The 16,199-nt window shown below is 31.2% G+C and carries 33 protein-coding genes and 1 tRNA gene; all 34 read right to left on the bottom strand.

Going from position 1 to position 16,199, the window contains the following annotated elements; translation table 11 throughout:
- Positions 1-12 precede the first annotated feature (12 nt).
- Entirely contained in the window at positions 13-732 is a 720-nt protein-coding gene (locus ABWP20_RS12850; protein ID WP_353096222.1) for a head maturation protease, ClpP-related, read from the bottom strand.
- A complete protein-coding gene (locus ABWP20_RS12845; RefSeq protein ID WP_353096221.1) occupies positions 733-1,962 on the bottom strand; it encodes a phage portal protein in 1,230 nt (409 codons plus the stop codon).
- 7 nt (positions 1,963-1,969) lie between these two features.
- Positions 1,970-2,155 (bottom strand): hypothetical protein, encoded by a 186-nt coding sequence (locus tag ABWP20_RS12840; RefSeq protein ID WP_353096219.1) that lies wholly within the window; start codon positions 2,153-2,155, stop codon positions 1,970-1,972.
- Positions 2,152-3,888, bottom strand: a complete 1,737-nt coding sequence (locus tag ABWP20_RS12835; RefSeq protein ID WP_353096218.1) for a terminase large subunit — start codon at positions 3,886-3,888, stop codon at positions 2,152-2,154. Before ABWP20_RS12835 ends, ABWP20_RS12840 begins: the two co-directional genes overlap by 4 nt.
- An 11-nt stretch (positions 3,889-3,899) precedes the next feature.
- Positions 3,900-4,352, bottom strand: coding sequence for a phage terminase small subunit P27 family (locus ABWP20_RS12830; RefSeq protein ID WP_353096217.1), 453 nt, complete (start codon positions 4,350-4,352; stop codon positions 3,900-3,902).
- A gap of 228 nt (positions 4,353-4,580) precedes the next feature.
- A complete protein-coding gene (locus ABWP20_RS12825) occupies positions 4,581-5,024 on the bottom strand; it encodes an HNH endonuclease (protein ID WP_353096215.1) in 444 nt (147 codons plus the stop codon).
- Positions 5,025-5,065: 41 nt separating this feature from the next.
- Positions 5,066-5,629 (bottom strand): PH domain-containing protein, encoded by a 564-nt coding sequence (locus tag ABWP20_RS12820; RefSeq protein ID WP_353096214.1) that lies wholly within the window; start codon positions 5,627-5,629, stop codon positions 5,066-5,068.
- 88 nt (positions 5,630-5,717) lie between these two features.
- A complete protein-coding gene (locus ABWP20_RS12815; RefSeq protein WP_353096213.1) occupies positions 5,718-5,882 on the bottom strand; it encodes a hypothetical protein in 165 nt (54 codons plus the stop codon).
- A 78-nt stretch (positions 5,883-5,960) separates the two neighbouring features.
- Entirely contained in the window at positions 5,961-6,644 is a 684-nt protein-coding gene (locus ABWP20_RS12810) for a Rha family transcriptional regulator (protein WP_353096212.1), read from the bottom strand.
- A gap of 177 nt (positions 6,645-6,821) precedes the next feature.
- On the bottom strand, positions 6,822-7,181 hold the full coding sequence (locus ABWP20_RS12805; RefSeq protein ID WP_353096211.1) for a hypothetical protein: 360 nt from the start codon (positions 7,179-7,181) through the stop codon (positions 6,822-6,824).
- Positions 7,181-7,363 carry a hypothetical protein gene (locus ABWP20_RS12800; protein WP_353096210.1) on the bottom strand — a complete coding sequence of 61 codons (183 nt, stop codon included), beginning with the start codon at positions 7,361-7,363 and terminating at the stop codon, positions 7,181-7,183. The genes ABWP20_RS12805 and ABWP20_RS12800 overlap by 1 nt, the downstream gene beginning before the upstream one ends.
- Before the next feature lie 21 nt (positions 7,364-7,384).
- Positions 7,385-7,627, bottom strand: a complete 243-nt coding sequence (locus tag ABWP20_RS12795) for a hypothetical protein (RefSeq protein WP_353096208.1) — start codon at positions 7,625-7,627, stop codon at positions 7,385-7,387.
- A gap of 146 nt (positions 7,628-7,773) precedes the next feature.
- A tRNA-OTHER gene (locus ABWP20_RS12790) sits at positions 7,774-7,857 on the bottom strand.
- A gap of 150 nt (positions 7,858-8,007) precedes the next feature.
- A complete protein-coding gene (locus tag ABWP20_RS12785) occupies positions 8,008-8,427 on the bottom strand; it encodes a DUF722 domain-containing protein (protein WP_353096207.1) in 420 nt (139 codons plus the stop codon).
- 2 nt (positions 8,428-8,429) lie between these two features.
- On the bottom strand, positions 8,430-8,759 hold the full coding sequence (locus tag ABWP20_RS12780; RefSeq protein ID WP_353096206.1) for a hypothetical protein: 330 nt from the start codon (positions 8,757-8,759) through the stop codon (positions 8,430-8,432).
- Positions 8,760-8,761: 2 nt separating this feature from the next.
- Positions 8,762-8,968, bottom strand: a complete 207-nt coding sequence (locus ABWP20_RS12775; protein WP_353096204.1) for a hypothetical protein — start codon at positions 8,966-8,968, stop codon at positions 8,762-8,764.
- Between the two features lie 10 nt (positions 8,969-8,978).
- Positions 8,979-9,305: a hypothetical protein gene (locus ABWP20_RS12770; RefSeq protein ID WP_353096203.1), complete on the bottom strand. Its 327-nt coding sequence runs from the start codon at positions 9,303-9,305 to the stop codon at positions 8,979-8,981.
- A 112-nt stretch (positions 9,306-9,417) separates the two neighbouring features.
- Positions 9,418-9,720 carry a hypothetical protein gene (locus ABWP20_RS12765; protein WP_353096202.1) on the bottom strand — a complete coding sequence of 101 codons (303 nt, stop codon included), beginning with the start codon at positions 9,718-9,720 and terminating at the stop codon, positions 9,418-9,420.
- A gap of 3 nt (positions 9,721-9,723) precedes the next feature.
- The gene (locus tag ABWP20_RS12760; protein WP_353096200.1) at positions 9,724-9,891 is read right to left on the bottom strand and encodes a hypothetical protein; all 168 of its coding nucleotides are present in this window, start codon (positions 9,889-9,891) and stop codon (positions 9,724-9,726) included.
- Between the two features lie 15 nt (positions 9,892-9,906).
- Positions 9,907-10,248: a hypothetical protein gene (locus tag ABWP20_RS12755; RefSeq protein ID WP_353096199.1), complete on the bottom strand. Its 342-nt coding sequence runs from the start codon at positions 10,246-10,248 to the stop codon at positions 9,907-9,909.
- On the bottom strand, positions 10,249-10,605 hold the full coding sequence (locus ABWP20_RS12750; protein ID WP_353096198.1) for a YopX family phage-derived protein: 357 nt from the start codon (positions 10,603-10,605) through the stop codon (positions 10,249-10,251).
- The gene (locus ABWP20_RS12745; RefSeq protein ID WP_353096197.1) at positions 10,602-10,820 is read right to left on the bottom strand and encodes a hypothetical protein; all 219 of its coding nucleotides are present in this window, start codon (positions 10,818-10,820) and stop codon (positions 10,602-10,604) included. The genes ABWP20_RS12750 and ABWP20_RS12745 overlap by 4 nt, the downstream gene beginning before the upstream one ends.
- Before the next feature lie 5 nt (positions 10,821-10,825).
- Positions 10,826-10,966, bottom strand: coding sequence for a hypothetical protein (locus ABWP20_RS12740; RefSeq protein ID WP_353096196.1), 141 nt, complete (start codon positions 10,964-10,966; stop codon positions 10,826-10,828).
- Positions 10,966-11,253: a hypothetical protein gene (locus ABWP20_RS12735; RefSeq protein ID WP_353096195.1), complete on the bottom strand. Its 288-nt coding sequence runs from the start codon at positions 11,251-11,253 to the stop codon at positions 10,966-10,968. Before ABWP20_RS12735 ends, ABWP20_RS12740 begins: the two co-directional genes overlap by 1 nt.
- Positions 11,254-11,266: 13 nt before the next feature.
- Complete coding sequence (locus ABWP20_RS12730) at positions 11,267-11,668, bottom strand: RusA family crossover junction endodeoxyribonuclease (protein WP_353096194.1); 402 nt, start codon at positions 11,666-11,668, stop codon at positions 11,267-11,269.
- Between the two features lie 111 nt (positions 11,669-11,779).
- Positions 11,780-12,337 carry a hypothetical protein gene (locus ABWP20_RS12725; RefSeq protein ID WP_353096193.1) on the bottom strand — a complete coding sequence of 186 codons (558 nt, stop codon included), beginning with the start codon at positions 12,335-12,337 and terminating at the stop codon, positions 11,780-11,782.
- Between the two features lies 1 nt (position 12,338).
- The gene (locus ABWP20_RS12720; RefSeq protein ID WP_353096192.1) at positions 12,339-12,506 is read right to left on the bottom strand and encodes a hypothetical protein; all 168 of its coding nucleotides are present in this window, start codon (positions 12,504-12,506) and stop codon (positions 12,339-12,341) included.
- Entirely contained in the window at positions 12,506-12,934 is a 429-nt protein-coding gene (locus ABWP20_RS12715; RefSeq protein ID WP_353096191.1) for a hypothetical protein, read from the bottom strand. Before ABWP20_RS12715 ends, ABWP20_RS12720 begins: the two co-directional genes overlap by 1 nt.
- Positions 12,935-12,945: 11 nt before the next feature.
- On the bottom strand, positions 12,946-13,809 hold the full coding sequence (locus ABWP20_RS12710) for an ATP-binding protein (RefSeq protein ID WP_353096190.1): 864 nt from the start codon (positions 13,807-13,809) through the stop codon (positions 12,946-12,948).
- Complete coding sequence (locus ABWP20_RS12705) at positions 13,694-14,578, bottom strand: hypothetical protein (RefSeq protein ID WP_353096189.1); 885 nt, start codon at positions 14,576-14,578, stop codon at positions 13,694-13,696. The genes ABWP20_RS12710 and ABWP20_RS12705 overlap by 116 nt, the downstream gene beginning before the upstream one ends.
- A 33-nt stretch (positions 14,579-14,611) precedes the next feature.
- Positions 14,612-15,265 carry a hypothetical protein gene (locus tag ABWP20_RS12700; RefSeq protein WP_353096188.1) on the bottom strand — a complete coding sequence of 218 codons (654 nt, stop codon included), beginning with the start codon at positions 15,263-15,265 and terminating at the stop codon, positions 14,612-14,614.
- Positions 15,255-15,620 (bottom strand): hypothetical protein, encoded by a 366-nt coding sequence (locus ABWP20_RS12695; RefSeq protein ID WP_353096187.1) that lies wholly within the window; start codon positions 15,618-15,620, stop codon positions 15,255-15,257. Before ABWP20_RS12695 ends, ABWP20_RS12700 begins: the two co-directional genes overlap by 11 nt.
- Positions 15,621-15,788: a hypothetical protein gene (locus tag ABWP20_RS12690; RefSeq protein ID WP_353096186.1), complete on the bottom strand. Its 168-nt coding sequence runs from the start codon at positions 15,786-15,788 to the stop codon at positions 15,621-15,623.
- Between the two features lie 11 nt (positions 15,789-15,799).
- Positions 15,800-16,199: pentapeptide repeat-containing protein (locus ABWP20_RS12685; RefSeq protein ID WP_353096185.1), on the bottom strand; the 400-nt coding region annotated here is incomplete at its 5' end.

Raw genomic sequence — 16,199 nt, 5'->3', positions numbered from 1 at the left:
TTACTATTCCTCCTAAAAATTAAAATAACTAGCTTCAATTTCTAGAGCTAGTTTTGCCTTTAATAATTCTATTTCGTTGTTAGCACCTTCAATTTCTTCTATTTCTTCTTCCTCAGTTTCTTTTGCTATTATATTCAAAACCTTATTCACTACTTCAGGCGGTAGTAGTTCTGAATTGCTTAAATTTGCAACAAATTGGTTTTCGTTTTCAAACATTATTTCATCAATAAAACCTAATTCTTTTGCTTTCTTAGCTGACATCCATGTCTCATTATCCATTAATGCAAGTAACTCTTCTTGAGTCTTGCCTGTTCTAAGTCTGTAAGCATTTGCTATTGTCTCATTTACAGTTTTGAGTACCTCAGCAGTATGTTCCATATCCCTATAGTCGCCAGATGCAGAAGTGCTACTATTGTGTATCATCAATTGACCTGTAGGTGACATACTTAAATGTTTACATCCCATTGCAATAACACTTGCCGCGCTTGCTGCTAACCCTACTATCTTACCCTTGGAGTTTCCTTTATATGATTTTAACGCAGTATAGATTTCTGAACCCGCGGGTACACTACCGCCACCTGAATTGATTTCAACTTCCACATCATCGCCATTAGCTTCTTCAAGTAAATCGCCTATTCTTTTTGGACTAGTCGCCTCAATGCCAAACCAATCATATACTCTCTGATAACTGCTTGGTATAATAGGGCCTTTGATATTTATCTTTTTCGCCATCTACTCACCACCCTTCTTTTTATAAGCTGCCCCTGCTTCAGTGATAGGAACCATATTACCATTGACTAATAATGTGTCTCCGCCTTCTGCTGCTGGCATTTCTTCTCTTGCCCTAACTTCATTTGCTTTAAGGAATCCGCCTTGTATACCAATTCTATAAGCTTCGTATCTGGTTTTAATATCTGCTCTTGTAATTGCATCAACATTAAACTTGCAATAATATCCATCTGCTAACTCACTATTTAATAATAGCTTATAAGTCAATTCCTGCTCATACATAGTCAATATAGCCATCAGTGTATCGATGTAAAACTGTCTTTGTTGTTCTGTTATATTGCTATGAGTCGACCTTTCTAAGTCATTTAATTGATGCATCTTAATACCAAATCCACTAGCTATCTGCCTAATTGTTAGTTCTGTATTCTCTAAAAATTGAGCATCCGCCATGGATAAACTGATAGGTTGAAATTGATATCCTAAAGGAAGCAAGCTAATTCTGTGAGCGTTCTTAAGTCCATTACTCATTCTCTCGAATTTTTCTCTAAAGACTTCCTCTGCTTTTTTATCTAAATCCCCAATATATTGAACTATCCCTTTAGTCTGCATCCCATTTTGAAAAAACTTATTTATATATTCCTCTGATGATTTTCCATTTTCTATTAAGGTCCTTAAATAAGTAAGGGGAGTAATTCCACTTACGCCATTTAAAGTAAAACCTTTGAAATGTAAAATTTCATCAGATTTTAATTTAGATTTTCTCCCATCAGGTAAATTCACAATATACCAGAGTTTGTTTCTAGTATTCAGTAAACCCTTATCGTCAATCCATATCTCTACCTTTTCGCCGTCTATAGGCCATAGCGCTTTCACTTGTCCATATCTGTCATATTCAATACTTGCATAACTATTGCCGTATACATTCCTTTGAGCTTCTAAGCAACTGAAGAAATTAAATGTTGTCATATAAGGATTTGGTCTCGTCTTTATTAAAGTGTAAAGAGGATGATCTGTAGCTTTTTTAATGCCGTTCGTATCTTGATATACTTTGACAGGTAGTTTGGCAACTGATTCACTCAAAATTCTTATACAAGCAAATACAGTAGCTTCTTTTAATGCATTTTTCCCTTTTACGTTTATAGTGCCTACCTCAATTCCAAGCCATTTTAAAAGTTCTTCATCTTCTAAAGAAACCACTTTTCTTTCATTGCTAAAGCTATTTCTAAATATCAATTATTAATCACCTCTCTTTCTTCCTTGGTGGATGCCTAGAAAAGAACACACCTAGTCCAAATAATATAAATCCTAAGACGTACACTCCTATAATTTTAGATACTAAAAAAGTAGCTATAATTATTAAAATTAAGCCACTTATTATAAAAATATCTTCTATATATTCAACAATATGTTTCTTTATTTTTATCACCCCCACAGTTTATCTAAAAAATCTGATTCGGAAAATTCATTTATATCGAATTTAGAAACCTCGCCAATCATTGCTACTTTATGTGAGCATATAGCCGCATCCATTGGGTCAATTCTTTCTGTTCTATGTTCCTTGTCTAGTTTTATTTCTCCAAAGCTATTACTTGTTGTTGTCGCATTAGCACCAGCCCATTTTAATAAGCCATCTTTCTTGTTGTATTTTACTTGCTTCCCATCTACACTTAATTGAAAATCTTCTGTAGGAGTATTTAGGTTTCTAGCACTTTGAGTTATCTCTATGCAGTCTACACCAAATTCTTCTAAATCTGATAAAAACGCATCTGCATTATGCGGGTCATAAGCTATTGCCTTTAATTTCAAATCATATTCTTCTATAAGTTCTTTATAATATTGTATTATATATTTATAATCAGTTTTAACTCCTCCTAAAGTTTTTGTTACAGTAATTAACTTTTCATTTACCCATACATCATAAGGAGCGTTATCTGTTTTTACTCGTTCTTTTAATTTCATTTTAGGCATAAAGGAATGATGATGTAAAAAATAATTAGGAGTGCCATCTTCGATATATGGAAATTCTAAAACCCCAGATGTGAGATCGCCACCACTTGAAAGGTCTAATCCCAATACACATTCTCGACCCCTGAAATCCTCTAAAGTTAAATCACAAGCACATTCATTCCAGTTATCTATATCCAGGTATTGATCTTCACTAAATTTATACCAGGCGTTTAACGATTTAGTTATGAAATTTCTTAAATCTTCTCCACCTTTTTCTTTAGCTTCTTTAGCAAATCTCATTAGATTGTCTAATCCATGTTCGAGTTTAGCCACCAAAGGATTGGCTTTTATCCAGTTTTCAGGGTTCCAAATATCATCATCTTTATCCATTTGAGCAATATATATGAAATACTCTTCATTGTCCGAACCCAAACTAGTATCTAATAATTTACAACAATATTCCCATTCTTTATAACATGGACCATTTAAATCAAAACCAGCAGTAGTAATTATGGAGATTAAGCTTTCTTTTTGATTTACAGAACCATCTTCTAGAAGTTTTACCATTTGATTAGTTTTGTGAGAATGATACTCGTCTATTATTCCGCCATGAGGATCAAACCCATCTATGGTTCCTGTATCTCTCCCAAGAGCCATTATCTTGCTACCATTGTGATAACATTCTATTTCCGCATCATGCTCTCTAATCTTGAATAACTCTTTTAAATCCGGTTCTATTTCAATAAATTTCCTAGCCTGTTCCCATACTATTCTAGCTTGTTTCATTTTTGTAGCTGTACAATAAACTTGAGCATTAGCATAATTATCAAAACCACTTAACTTAATAGCTATTCCACTATTTAATAATGATTTTGCATTTTTCCTTGCTAGTTGAATATAACTTTTTCTAAATCTTCTATATCCTGTTTCTTTATCGATCCAACCAAACAGTGAGCCTACAATAAAATCTTGAAAGGGAAATAGTTCTACTTGCTTTCCTACTAATTCAGGGCCACCATCTGTAAATTTTAAGCTTTCAAAAAACTCTATATTTTCATGAGCTTTTTCTACATCAAACCTATACCTGTATGGTGCATACTGTGATTGTTCTAGGTCATTTAAATGTCTTTGACAAGCCAATTTTACATATTTCCCAACAACCTCTCTACCTTCAATTACATCTAATGCATATCTAGTAACTCTATCTGTCATACCGCCACCTACTAAATAAATTTAGCAAATTTATTTTTTGGTATTTCCTCTTGCTTTTTAGGAACTACTAATTTACACCTACTAGATATAGTGAGTCCAAGGTCATTAGCTGCTTGTCTTGACATTTTAAAAAGCTTTTCTTGAGTTTTTATAAGTTCCATATAAGTAGGTCCTATAGTTTTCATTTTTAATATCTTTTGACTTACTTTTTGATATTGACTTTCAGAAACAATAAATCTTGCTAAAGCCTCGCAATCTAAATTGGACATTATATCAATATCAATTAATTCATTGGCTATTCTAGTAAATTCTTCTTTTAGCTCATCTGGAAGATAAGAAGGTGGTTCAACTTTATCGTTAGGAGCTTTTATTTCTTGTGCTCTTCTTTCTTCTATCTCTTTTTTAGTTAGATTTTTCTTTCCCTTGGCTATTATCAAATCAATAGGTTCTCTAGGTCTTGCCATCCTTCTCACCTCCTCAAAATTTTTCATTTAGGGAATTTCCGCGGAAGAAAAGAGGGCATGTGGTGTCCTTCCCTTTATTTAAAAATTATCATCACCCCCCTACCCGCCCACTATGTTGTATTTATTGGTTTCAGGCCGTACTCTTTACGAGCTTGGTTGATAGTTATTTCTCCCCTTAATATTTGCTTACGCACCCGCTCTGCTTTATCTCTTGCCTGTTCTATGCACTTAAGTTTTGTATCCATATTCTTCTTTCCACCTTTCTAACAAATTAAATAATAACTCCTGCACACCTTCCCTATCCTTCTCATACATCTTGTGTATCTTGTTATGATTACTTCTACTTAAAGGAATTAGATTGCTTATATCTAATCTTCTATTCCAATTCTCTCTTAACTCTTCTATGTGATGAACTGTATCGGCATATATAATTTCCTTCTCAATAAAAAAAGCATAAAGGTCTAATCCCTCATACTTCGCTATTACATATTCTCTTGCCTTTTCCCATTCTGCACTATTATAAAAATCTGCTGCGTCTTGATCTCTTATATATTTATCATAGTGTTTATGATATTCTTTTCTTTCTTGTTTATATTTTACACTACACTGACTGCAATACTTTTGATTATAATCTATAACTTTTCCACATTTGCACAACTTCTTTAATGCCACTTTTAATCACTCCATATAAAAAAGACACCCATCAAGGATGTCTATATACCTAATAATTCTTTTTTCTTTTTATCAAATTCTTCTTCTGTTATAATTCCGTCATCTAGCAAGTCTTTGTATTTTCTTATCTCATCCGCTTCACTTGCTTTTTTATTATCGTTGCTATCAGATTTCTTTTTATCGAATAATATCCCTTGTATCTTCTGCAATATATTATTTGCTTGCTTTGCATTTACCATTACATTAAAAGTATCTTTCATGGTATCAAAGGTTATTACTCCATTCGCTAGTAATCCCACTCCTGTTGCTGTTTCTAACGTTACATCATTTATAAAGTCTAAAGATATAGATTTTACTATTTCACCTGCTAAAAGTTTCTTTTGCCCAAATATAATTCTCTTATTGGTTATAGCGTAAGCAAAGTTATTTTCATGTTTGCTCATGCTAATATAATTGTGCAATCCTATAAACGTCATCAATACTTTTTCATCAGGTTGTAGATTCTTTTCGATTATTGCAAAATGTTTAGGACCCCATTTTTTAAATGAGCCTTGCCCGAAGTCATTTTCTAGACAGTAATTAAACATTGATTCCGCAGTTCTCATATAAACCCCTCCTATTCTTAATTTTATTATATCAAATAGGAAGAATTTAACAATATGAAAAAAGAGCCTTTGTTTAGGCTCTCAATTCTTACTTTTTAGCTATTTTTTCTAATAATCCAATAATCTTGTCTAGCTTCTCATTTAAATAATAAGCATCTGATGTATTACTGCTTATGGAGCTTAACTCACTTTCTGCATTGGAAAGCCTTGTATCTATACTGTTGAGTGCCTCCATTAAAATATCTAAATCCATTTACTATCCTCTCCTTTCTCTCTATTTATTCTACAAGAAAGGAGAAAATCCTTCATTTATTTATCGCAAGTTTCGACATTAGGCTATTTGTTTTAATGAAGGTAAGAAAGCTAATTCTTTAATGATATTGCATTTAGCCTTACATATCTGATATATTTCTTTATAATGAGTACCTTTATCTACTTCTATAGAGATTATGTTTTCTATTGCTCTTTCTAAGAATCTAATAGCATCTATATATGATAAAGGTAGGTTATCTCTTTGCCCTGCTTCTATATTTAATGTTGAATTGACTAATTTAGAATAAGTCATATATAATTTACCTGCATTCTTACTACCTTGGGATTCTGCTAAAGGAATTAGCTTAGTCATTATAACATCTGTTTCGTCTTTTCTAGTTTTCTTTCCTATGGATCTTGATTCTTTCCATTCAGCAGATTGTTTTTCTATGATGAATTGTCTCATGCGGTAGAATTCTTTTACTAATGCTAGTTTAAACTTTCTCACTACTACATTGTTTTCTAAAAGAGTTATTAAATAAGATGCTTGAGGTTCGTTTAGTAAATAAATTCTAGTTGGTCTACCACCTTTGGGGTTTATGGATGTCTCATCCATAAACTCAACTTTCCCTAATTCCTCAAAATCCTTAATATAATCTCTTATCTTTCTAGTAATAGTATGATGTTCATATCCTGTACCCTCTGCAATAATTAAACTGTCTGTAAATATATCGTTTTTCTTTACTACTACTAAGCTATCCATTAATTTTCCCCCCTTGTTTTTTTAGAAGGAGCAGGAGCATGCCTTGCAAGGAGTCCCTTCTAAATCTTTGTATTAAAAAAAGACCTTATTATTGGTCTTTATATATCTTTCACATTTAGTTTGTTTTAGTACTACTTATCTATTTTCTTTATTTTTGAGAATGGCTATTTTGACACATTAAATGCCAGTCTCCCACCGTTGGGACAAACTATTTTTCATATATAATCTTTTCTTTATATTAACTTTTACAATGTCATCTATATCTATAGTGTTATATAATTCTTCATTATCTATTGTTTTTGTCATATCTTTATATCTTAACTCTATATAATGTCTTTCTGGATGATATTGAGTTCTTGGTATCATCATAGTAGTTTTTCCGTTGAATACAGGTATAACAGTCATTGTTGTGTAACTTTCTTTATGCTCTTTATTGATTACAACAGCATCTACTTCGCCTACTAGCTCATATCTAGTACAGCTAATTAATGTTAATGATAGTAAAATACAGATTAATGTTAACGTTAACCTTTTCATTAACTCCATCCTCTCTGTTTAACTCTTCTACCTTCTCTCTTATAACTATCTGTTCTCATAAGATTTTCTATAGAGTCGCCTAGCTTTATTTTCTTCTTAGGTTTTTCTTTCGTCTTGAACATATTTATTAATCTATTATATTGATATATATCTTCATGTTTTAGTATTTCTCCTATAGTCATGATTTCCACCTCTTTATTCACTCAATCATATTTTCCTTTTATAAATTCTACTAGTTCAGCATCTATTAAGTCTTGAAATTTATCTTTATGGCTTTCCATAAATGCCGCCTCTCCGAGCGGTGATAAAACAACAAGGATTCTAGTTTTCTTTTCTACTAAAAGTAAAACAGGGTATTTTATTTCTCTAGCATAATATTCTTCTGTTTCTTTAAATCCAAAGTTTATAAGTTCTTTTAGGTTTCCTTTTTTTATCTTAACATTCATACTCTCGCCTCCTCATTTATGATAATATCTATATGTACCAAAAAAGGACCTACCAAATAGGTAAATCCTCTTTTATTGGAGTTAGGTACTCCGAACCTTTTATTAGTCCGACCGAGTAAGTCTCAATCGAATTAAATTTATTATAATGGTACCAGCAATAGGAATTGAACCTATACCCTCCTGTACTTTTACTCCCGGGACCAGTTGCTCCACCATTGAGCTATGCTAGTATGTAAAGGCTACTTGTCCAGAGTAGCCTTATTTCGTAAACCTTGCTTTATCTTAGATAGTGCCTGCATTATGAGACACTTTCTTACAATACAATTATACTACTTATTTAGGGTCCAATTCCGCCATCTTTCTGCCAAATATTTCATTTGCTACACTCTCCAACCTAATCTACTCCCTGCTACTTCTATGATTTCCCTTCTCCATCTATAGAAAGTTCTATCACTTATGTTTAATTCTCTCCAAATCCATCTATCTGTGTACTTTCTTTCAAAATATTTCATTTTAAGCAATCTATATTTTTCTTCATCTAATTTTATTATATTTAATGCTTCTTCTATTCCTCTGATTCTTCTTTCTAGCTCTAATATTTCCTTACTGCTCACTAGTTTAATAGCTTTATTTGCCGTTATATCGCTTGTACTACCGCTTTGAACACTTACTTCTTGATATACGGTATCTTCTACTATACTTTCTCTTAATAACTCTAACTCTCTTTTATTTTCATGATAACAGTATAATTCTAGTTCTATTAGTTTAAAATTTGCTTTTCTTAGTTGCTTATCGTTCATATCTACTCACCCCTTCTAGTAGCTTCTATCTGTCTTTCTACTATGCCTAACTCTATTTTAATTGCTCTAAGCCTTTCTAATGTTACCTCATACATAGTTTCTGCTACATCTCTTTTATATTTTAGTTCTGCTATAATTTCATTTCCTCTTGATACGTCATTGTTTAATGTAGCTGCTAAACCTTTATCTTTGTTTATTAGAAGTTCTTTTGATAAGGCTACTCTATATTCTTGTTCTGTTTTGGCTTTATCGTATCCCTTAGTTTCTAAGTCTTTTATTGTAGCATTTAAGTCTTTTCTTAATCTATCTATCTCATTTATAAGTATCTGCATAGTTACCTCCTATATATAATATTTAATGCCCTAATTAAATTTAGGTTGTTATATTGACTTGAAGGTACATAGCTTGTACAGACTATTTCTCCTTCTTCTTTTAACGCAAAACTACATATCATCTGTATATCATTTTCTTCACATATTTTAATTATCTTTTTCATTAATGGATTTATCAATTCGTCATGTATTTTCTCTTTATCATACATATTAGCCCTCCTATAAATAAAAACTATTTCCCATCAATCTGTAAATAATATCTTCCTTCTTCATCCCTACTAAGTATTGATTAACTTTTCTAAATGCCTTATATGCTTGTCTTTCTTTTAATCCTAATAGATCAATTAATTCTTTTATGGTGTAAAATTCATTTTCTAGTATTCTTCTTAATGTAACTTCCATTTCTATTTTATAAGCTAAATCAATCTTTCTATTTAAGTGTGGTCCTAGATTCCCTCTATGTTCTTCTGCTGTTAAATATTTATAATTTAATTCAAAGTCTAATCCTCCTTGACTTTTGAATACTATGTGATGCTTTTCTAACATTCTCATTCTCCTCTCTAAGAATAAAAAAGCGGACACTAAACTACACTCATAAGAGTTAATTTAGTAATCCGCTATAGGTATAGTAGGATTTTATTTAGTTGTTAATATTTTACTAATTCTTTAATTCTTCAAATATATCTTCAATGCTGAATCTATCCCTTACCCACTCACTTTTAGATAAGTGTATTCTGCCAATTTCAACCCATCCACCAACTTCGTAACTATCGTAAATTATTTTTATAAACTTATTGCCCTTCTTTGTAGTGGATAGGTGGAAATCAAATTGTTTTCGATTTAATATTTCTTTTGCTCTGTGATTAGCTATTATTTTATTAGCTTCACTTAGTTGCTTATTAAGCTTTCTCAATAATTCTTTTTCCTGTTCTTCAATATTAATTTCATTCACTATATCCATTTTTTAATACACCTTCTCTCTATATCTCATGCTAATATCCATCTGCAAAGTCCCATTGTGATTATTTATCTCTATATTAAAATAATCTAGATTATCATCTTCATCTGCTTTATCTACTGCTTTATTTATAAATTCATTTATTTTTAGTTTAATCTTTTCTTTATCGCTCATTATTTTACCTCCACTTTATAAAATATTTCTCAATATACCTTCTATCGCATTAATAAAATCCTCTTTTTCTAACTCATAATCATCTAAAAAATCATCATATAGGTTGAAGTCCCAATTTAATTTGTCATAAACCATTTTTGCTATATTTCTATAGTCATAGCCTTCTATCTTTAAGTTTTCCCAGTCTAACTTTTGTACCATCCCTCTTGCTTGTCCAGTTGTATAATGTACAAATCCCTTGCTATCTATAATCCCTCTATCATCTTTCTTCACTTCTACTTTCTTTTTACTCAACCAACTTTCTATTTCAAAGTTGTCTGTTATTACTATCTCTTGTCCAATTTTGTATTTATCCATTTATTCCACCTCCAATAATTCTTTATTTTCGTATATGTTCCCTATAATTTTAATTTCTGAAGAATCATAGCAAGAAAGGCTGCTCTCTGTAATACTATTTGTAAAATGCCATCCAAATTCTTCAAATATTACCTCCCCAACGCATAGTGTTTCAGATTCATACTGACAATCAACAAATTCTACTATATCTCCCTCATATATTTCTTTACCGTTCTTATCTTTAAGTCCTGTATATTGCATAATTTCGTGTCTTAGTTTCCAAAGTGGCAAAAACCAATTATCTTGTTTTTCGCTATCAAATATGGCAAACATTTCTTTTCTATATTTGTCCCACGCTCTAAACTTAATTTCTCTCATGCTACTTTCCCTCCTCTAACTCCACATTCAGTACAAAGGTTTATATATTTACCTCTATACTTTGCTTTTACTGCGATACTTCCACATTCATCACAGAAATTATATTTACTTATCTTTTTTATAAGTCTTTGTTGCTCTTTATTAAGTCTAAATATACAATACATTTTCTTTATATCGTTACATTCTTCTTTGCAATTAGTTCTATAGCATTTCATGCCTATCACCTTTCTTTTCTAGCTACAAGAGTAAATATATTTGATATAAATATACATACTATGAATAGAATAAAATTATCTGTTTGAGCTGCATAATATGCTTTTAATATTAAAGCTGCTGAACAAATCAATAATAGAAAATACATTATACTTCACACTCCCCATCTAGTTTTTGACCGCAGCTACTGCAATAGTCATCTATATATTCCCAATATAACCTTCCACAACAAGGACATTCATAAGTTGTGAAGTTTCCTCTTTCTTTAGATATAGCTTTCTTTGCTGTCTGTTTCTCTAATGCTGCTATAACTGTATAATCAAGAATGTTAATATTCTCAGGATTATTTGCTTTTCTATATTCTAGTTTCATTTTCTCTGACCTTAAAGCCGTTTCAACTTTTATATCCTCAAGAGGATTATTTATGTCGTTCATCTTCTATACCTCCTCAAATCTTTTCAATACACACTTCCGTTCTAGGTTCTTCTGAATATACTTTACTAGCTATTATTTGTACTATTTGTCCATCATCTTTATATGCTATATTGTTTAATGCATCTGTTATTGATTTAATACAGTTATCTATATCAGGTCTTTTGTTATGTCTTATTTCGCCTTTCAACATTAATTCTCTATTCTTTTTGCTAGTGCTTTTAGGTATCGGAAAGTAAAAGTTTATTGTTACACTTAAATCTCCCCCTAATAGATCAGCATCTTTATATTGTTCTATATAACTAAACTGGACTAGATTCTCATAATTAACTGTCTTAGTAGGTGTATATGTTGTATATTTTCCTAACCTTGGTCTACCTTTTGCCACTGGTGGTCCTGGTACTGTGAAAACTCTCAATTTATTTCCCTCCCAATATGCTTGTCCAAACATACCATTTCAAGAATGTTCCGTCTTTTATCATTGCATCTTTTCTGTTTCTTCTCCATGCTCTCAGCATTTAATTACCTCCTAAAACATACATATCTGAATGTGTTTTTCTTTTCCAACATCTTCTTTATCCTCTAAAACCTTCTCAACTCTTTTTCTGCACTCCCAAAAACTTTGTAAATAATGCTCATACCTTTCATGCCTTCTCATCGATACTAAATCATCTTTTTCTATAAAACTCTCTAACCCTCTACAATATCCAATGACATTATTTATAAGAGTCTGTTCTAGTTGCTTTTTATTAAGTTTGCTAATTACAGATATAAGGTACTGATAATCTTTGCTTGCTTTATATTCTGCTAATGCTCTCTTTGCGTTTTTTCTGATTTCATCTACTCTTGCCATATATTTATCATCCACTTCTGGTGGAGTTTCTCTATAATATATCTCTGGCAATTCTAATCCTTTTTTATCACATAGTTCTTTTATTTGACTCTTATAATGAAATATATGGTTTCTAATCAAGTGCATATTGCTTCCATCCGGATGAAATGGATCTGAACCACCATATATTTTTAAATGATTCCACCTATCAAATCTATCTTCTAATTCTTTAATTAACTTTTCTAACTCTTTCAAGTTAATCCGCTCCTAATATTTCCTTAGCTTTCTCTATAGCTTCATCCGCTGTACAATTATCTTCAAAATATATTTTTACTGCCTCTTTAGAGAGTTCCATTGCTTCTTTATGCATTATTTCTGGATTATTCTTTTTAATCTCAGCTGCTACTTTATATTTATCTAGCATTATTTGACCTCCTCAATTTTATAATCTCCTGTTAGGAAATCAACTTTTAAAAAGCTTTCACGATATCCTAATCTATGTTTAAAAGTTACATGAGTCTTACAATCTTGAATCATAGTTCCTTCAAAGAAAGGTTCATATTTCTTTTTCGATTTCTTTCTTATTGAGATTCTGTATTTCTTTCCTAGCTTTAATTTTAGATCCGATAAATTCAAACCTTCTTCTTTATCTTCAATTTTTACTTTATCTTTTACCGCTCGGCTGTTTATTCTTTCAATTAATCCTCGTCTTTCTAGTTGTTGTAGTTTACTATTTACTTGATTAATTGTTCTATCTAAACTTTCCGCCATTTCTCTAAAAGTTAATTTCCCGTAATTCTTGACTATAAATATTTCATCTTCTAAGGTCCATATTCGTCTTTTAGGTTTCATTTTATCCCCTCCTAACTCAACCTATAATTTATCGTTTTACCTTGAATTAGTTCTTCTCTACTTAATCCTATTTCAACCAAATAATCCTTAGACATTTCTAATATCCTACTTCCCGTTGCTTGGTCGAATGATATCAAGTCATCTTTTCCAAATTCAGAACTACAAATTATGGGTTTATTGTTCAAATATCTATGGTTTATAATCTCAAACATTATATTTATATCCGAACCATTTATCTTGCCTTTAAATAGGTCATCTATTAGCAGAACACTAGCATTTTTAAACTTATCTACTTCTCTTTGATAGTATTCTTCATCTATCATGTTTTGTTTTAATTTAGTTATTACATCACGATAAGGCATGTACAATACTCCGATTCTGTGCTTATTCATTATGTTATTTGCTAGTGCTATACTTAAATGAGTCTTACCTGCTCCTACTCCTGTTTTTATAAGTCCTAAGTCTTTGAGTTTATAGTTCTTGCTTAAAAATGTTATGCTATTTTTTCTTGTATTCTTTATATCTTGAAAGTTTTTAAAGTATGATATTGCAGCTTCTTTAGCTTTTATTACCGTTTCATGTTTTCCTTCCGTTTCGAATTCCTTAAACCCTATTTTAAGAAAATCTTTACTAATTCCCGACTTCTCTAAAATTCTTTTATATCGTTTTATCTCTACGCATTTACAAGGCTTTGTTGAAGTTATTAATCCAAGTTCATCCTTTATATCTATCCATTCGGTATCTTTGCATATTTCACAATCATATGAGGTCTGAATCGTCGATTTCTCCTGTTCCTTTGAACCCGATATGAGATAGGTCGACCTTTCTTTCGCTTCCTTGATTTTCTGTTCCAATATCTCCGATATATTTTCCATTGCTTGCACCTGCTTTCTTTAAACATTTGCCCCATTTAACATAATTCTTAAAGCTAGTATTAATTTGACTTCTAGGATTAGACTTCACAGTTAAAGGCTTGTCTAATTTATACTGCCTCCAATCTTCTATAGCTTCAATTAGATTAAGCGTTGGGTATCTTTCTTGCATTGTTTTATACATTTCTAAATCTCTTTCTCTATCCAAAGGAAAATTAGGTATTTTAGAAAGTATATTTATAAATTTAGATTCATCATCAGACATTATAATAATATTTTCTTTATCTATATCTTTATCTATATCTTCTTTTACATCTACTTCTACATCTACATCTACATCTTCTTGTTTACCTAACCGTTCATCTAACCGTTTCAATAAGGGTTCTATAAAGGGTTTATCTACTGTTTTCAAATAATCTACAAGTTCTGTATCTATGCTATTTGTAGGCAATACTTGTAAGGCTTTAATTGCCCCCTTAACTTGATTTGGGTTTTCAAGTGGATTGTATTTTAAAAAATTTTTAATAAATATAATATTAGTGTTAAAGTTATAGTTAATAAACCCATTACTTAACAGTTCTTTTAACCCTTTAGTAAACCGTTCATTTTCCCATCCTAAATCAAATGATCCATACGGTATTGGGAGGAAGTAAAATCCTAATATATTTCTATGAGGACAAGATAATACATATAAGAATAGAAACTTTCCATCATCTGATAAACTTTTATATTTTTCATCTGTCCAAATTAATTCATCTATTTTGGTAAACATTTATTCACCTACCTCCAAGGGGCTAAACCGCCCCTATTTCTTCTCTTTCGTCTGACAATCTCTACAAAGTTCCTTACCATATTTATTTTTGCTAAATGTTGATACTCTTTGATCTATGTCAACTCCACATGAACTACATTTCATTTCAGTTGAATTTGAATTATCTCCAGTAGCCTTTACAGTATCAGGAGTCTTCACACTTCCTCTAAGTCTATATCTTTCATTCCCTTTGTTATCAACTATAACTAGATGATTAATTTCTCTTTGTTCGTTATAGCCAATTTCTTTTACTGAAAATGTAGACTTACACTTACTTTTTTCTATATCTCCGTTGTCGTTTATCCAAATAAAAGGTGCTGTATATAGTTCTCTCCCAACTCCTATATTGAAACAAGCTCTTTTAAAACTATCTGAGGCCTGTCCCTTCTCTTTTTCTGTATAACTTTCTGTACCTACATCTTGCTTATCTATCCACTGTTGTTTCTCTTTGTCATATATACTAACTGTACAGAATAAATTTCCGTTTATTAATTCATGTTTTCTTTGCCACCCGAATATCCCAAATGTTTCATCTAGTATTTTCATATCGCATCTAGCATCTTTGTAGAGTAGCAATATAAGTCCCTTTTCTTTTATAGATTGAACTCTGCATTCAATTTCATCTTCTTTGAGAAGCCTAATATTCATTTGCTCCACCTTCCAATCTGCATATTGCTCTTAGATTACTTTGCTCGTTATATAGCTTGTCCAACTGAATTTCCAACCTTGCTACGTGATATGTTCTAGATTGTAGTTTTTCGCTTAACTCTAAATAATCATTATCTTCTAATTTCATGTTTTCTAATGCTATCTTTCGCTTAGTATCATTTGAATATAAAGCTTTTCCATTATCGTCGACTGCATCGTTTATTGATTCAATTTTATCTATTTCCCATAACTTCAATTTTTCTCTATCATTTTCTAATTCTTCTCTTTCATTTAATATTTTTACTTTCTTATTCTCTATCTCATTTGGTAAACTAAATAATCTATCTTTTATCATTTATATTTCCTCCTCAATTTTGTTTTTCAAACTACCTTTCATAAAATACAATCCGCTCAAAGCTAAATCTGTTTGATTATTCTTTAGTGCCATTTCAATCCCTTCAATAAATCTAATTAAATCTCTATAATCATCATTAGTAATTAATCTAACTCTTTTAATCTCCATAAGATCACCTTCTATTTAATTTTAATTCCTGTGATTTCTTCAAATTTAGCTGGATTAAAATTAGGAATGTTTTTAATCTCTTGCTTTTCTTCATCTGTAAGCACGTCCCACATATCCTTGCAAGCTTCTTTATATTCAAATACTTTTAGATATCCGCCTAATGTTTCATAATCTGTGTATTGTTCTTTTTCTTCTTCGGTCATATTTTGTGCATATATCCATACTGTAGACTCGAAATTCCATCTAAGTATTGCAGATGCCTTTGTTCTTCTCCATTCATCTATTGTCATATCTGTTTCCGTGTCAAAGATTTTGAGTTTAGGGTTTTCTGTACAAAATACTCCTGAGTTCCCGTTACCTGAGTTCCAATCACCTGAGTTCCCGTTACCTGAGTTCCAATCACCTGAGTTC

Origin of the sequence: Tissierella praeacuta, from assembly GCF_040396155.1 — a bacterium.
Lineage (GTDB): Bacteria > Bacillota > Clostridia > Tissierellales > Tissierellaceae > Tissierella > Tissierella praeacuta_A.
Note: the sequence above shows the minus strand (reverse complement) of the source record. Positions and strands in the feature narration are given on the sequence as shown.

What these genes read in the sequence shown, in the direction of transcription:
- ABWP20_RS12850 (WP_353096222.1), bottom strand. Translation starts at nt 732, where the DNA reads ATGGCGAAAAAGATAAATATCAAAGGCCCTATTATACCAAGCAGTTAT.
- ABWP20_RS12835 (WP_353096218.1), bottom strand. Translation starts at nt 3,888, where the DNA reads ATGACAGATAGAGTTACTAGATATGCATTAGATGTAATTGAAGGTAGA.
- ABWP20_RS12830 (WP_353096217.1), bottom strand. Translation starts at nt 4,352, where the DNA reads ATGGCAAGACCTAGAGAACCTATTGATTTGATAATAGCCAAGGGAAAG.
- ABWP20_RS12820 (WP_353096214.1), bottom strand. Translation starts at nt 5,629, where the DNA reads ATGAGAACTGCGGAATCAATGTTTAATTACTGTCTAGAAAATGACTTC.
- ABWP20_RS12815 (WP_353096213.1), bottom strand. Translation starts at nt 5,882, where the DNA reads ATGGATTTAGATATTTTAATGGAGGCACTCAACAGTATAGATACAAGG.
- ABWP20_RS12810 (WP_353096212.1), bottom strand. Translation starts at nt 6,644, where the DNA reads ATGGATAGCTTAGTAGTAGTAAAGAAAAACGATATATTTACAGACAGT.
- ABWP20_RS12805 (WP_353096211.1), bottom strand. Translation starts at nt 7,181, where the DNA reads ATGAAAAGGTTAACGTTAACATTAATCTGTATTTTACTATCATTAACA.
- ABWP20_RS12800 (WP_353096210.1), bottom strand. Translation starts at nt 7,363, where the DNA reads ATGACTATAGGAGAAATACTAAAACATGAAGATATATATCAATATAAT.
- ABWP20_RS12795 (WP_353096208.1), bottom strand. Translation starts at nt 7,627, where the DNA reads ATGAATGTTAAGATAAAAAAAGGAAACCTAAAAGAACTTATAAACTTT.
- ABWP20_RS12785 (WP_353096207.1), bottom strand. Translation starts at nt 8,427, where the DNA reads ATGAACGATAAGCAACTAAGAAAAGCAAATTTTAAACTAATAGAACTA.
- ABWP20_RS12780 (WP_353096206.1), bottom strand. Translation starts at nt 8,759, where the DNA reads ATGCAGATACTTATAAATGAGATAGATAGATTAAGAAAAGACTTAAAT.
- ABWP20_RS12775 (WP_353096204.1), bottom strand. Translation starts at nt 8,968, where the DNA reads ATGTATGATAAAGAGAAAATACATGACGAATTGATAAATCCATTAATG.
- ABWP20_RS12770 (WP_353096203.1), bottom strand. Translation starts at nt 9,305, where the DNA reads ATGTTAGAAAAGCATCACATAGTATTCAAAAGTCAAGGAGGATTAGAC.
- ABWP20_RS12765 (WP_353096202.1), bottom strand. Translation starts at nt 9,720, where the DNA reads ATGGATATAGTGAATGAAATTAATATTGAAGAACAGGAAAAAGAATTA.
- ABWP20_RS12760 (WP_353096200.1), bottom strand. Translation starts at nt 9,891, where the DNA reads ATGAGCGATAAAGAAAAGATTAAACTAAAAATAAATGAATTTATAAAT.
- ABWP20_RS12755 (WP_353096199.1), bottom strand. Translation starts at nt 10,248, where the DNA reads ATGGATAAATACAAAATTGGACAAGAGATAGTAATAACAGACAACTTT.
- ABWP20_RS12750 (WP_353096198.1), bottom strand. Translation starts at nt 10,605, where the DNA reads ATGAGAGAAATTAAGTTTAGAGCGTGGGACAAATATAGAAAAGAAATG.
- ABWP20_RS12745 (WP_353096197.1), bottom strand. Translation starts at nt 10,820, where the DNA reads ATGAAATGCTATAGAACTAATTGCAAAGAAGAATGTAACGATATAAAG.
- ABWP20_RS12740 (WP_353096196.1), bottom strand. Translation starts at nt 10,966, where the DNA reads ATGTATTTTCTATTATTGATTTGTTCAGCAGCTTTAATATTAAAAGCA.
- ABWP20_RS12735 (WP_353096195.1), bottom strand. Translation starts at nt 11,253, where the DNA reads ATGAACGACATAAATAATCCTCTTGAGGATATAAAAGTTGAAACGGCT.
- ABWP20_RS12720 (WP_353096192.1), bottom strand. Translation starts at nt 12,506, where the DNA reads ATGCTAGATAAATATAAAGTAGCAGCTGAGATTAAAAAGAATAATCCA.
- ABWP20_RS12715 (WP_353096191.1), bottom strand. Translation starts at nt 12,934, where the DNA reads ATGAAACCTAAAAGACGAATATGGACCTTAGAAGATGAAATATTTATA.
- ABWP20_RS12710 (WP_353096190.1), bottom strand. Translation starts at nt 13,809, where the DNA reads ATGGAAAATATATCGGAGATATTGGAACAGAAAATCAAGGAAGCGAAA.
- ABWP20_RS12705 (WP_353096189.1), bottom strand. Translation starts at nt 14,578, where the DNA reads ATGTTTACCAAAATAGATGAATTAATTTGGACAGATGAAAAATATAAA.
- ABWP20_RS12700 (WP_353096188.1), bottom strand. Translation starts at nt 15,265, where the DNA reads ATGAATATTAGGCTTCTCAAAGAAGATGAAATTGAATGCAGAGTTCAA.
- ABWP20_RS12695 (WP_353096187.1), bottom strand. Translation starts at nt 15,620, where the DNA reads ATGATAAAAGATAGATTATTTAGTTTACCAAATGAGATAGAGAATAAG.
- ABWP20_RS12690 (WP_353096186.1), bottom strand. Translation starts at nt 15,788, where the DNA reads ATGGAGATTAAAAGAGTTAGATTAATTACTAATGATGATTATAGAGAT.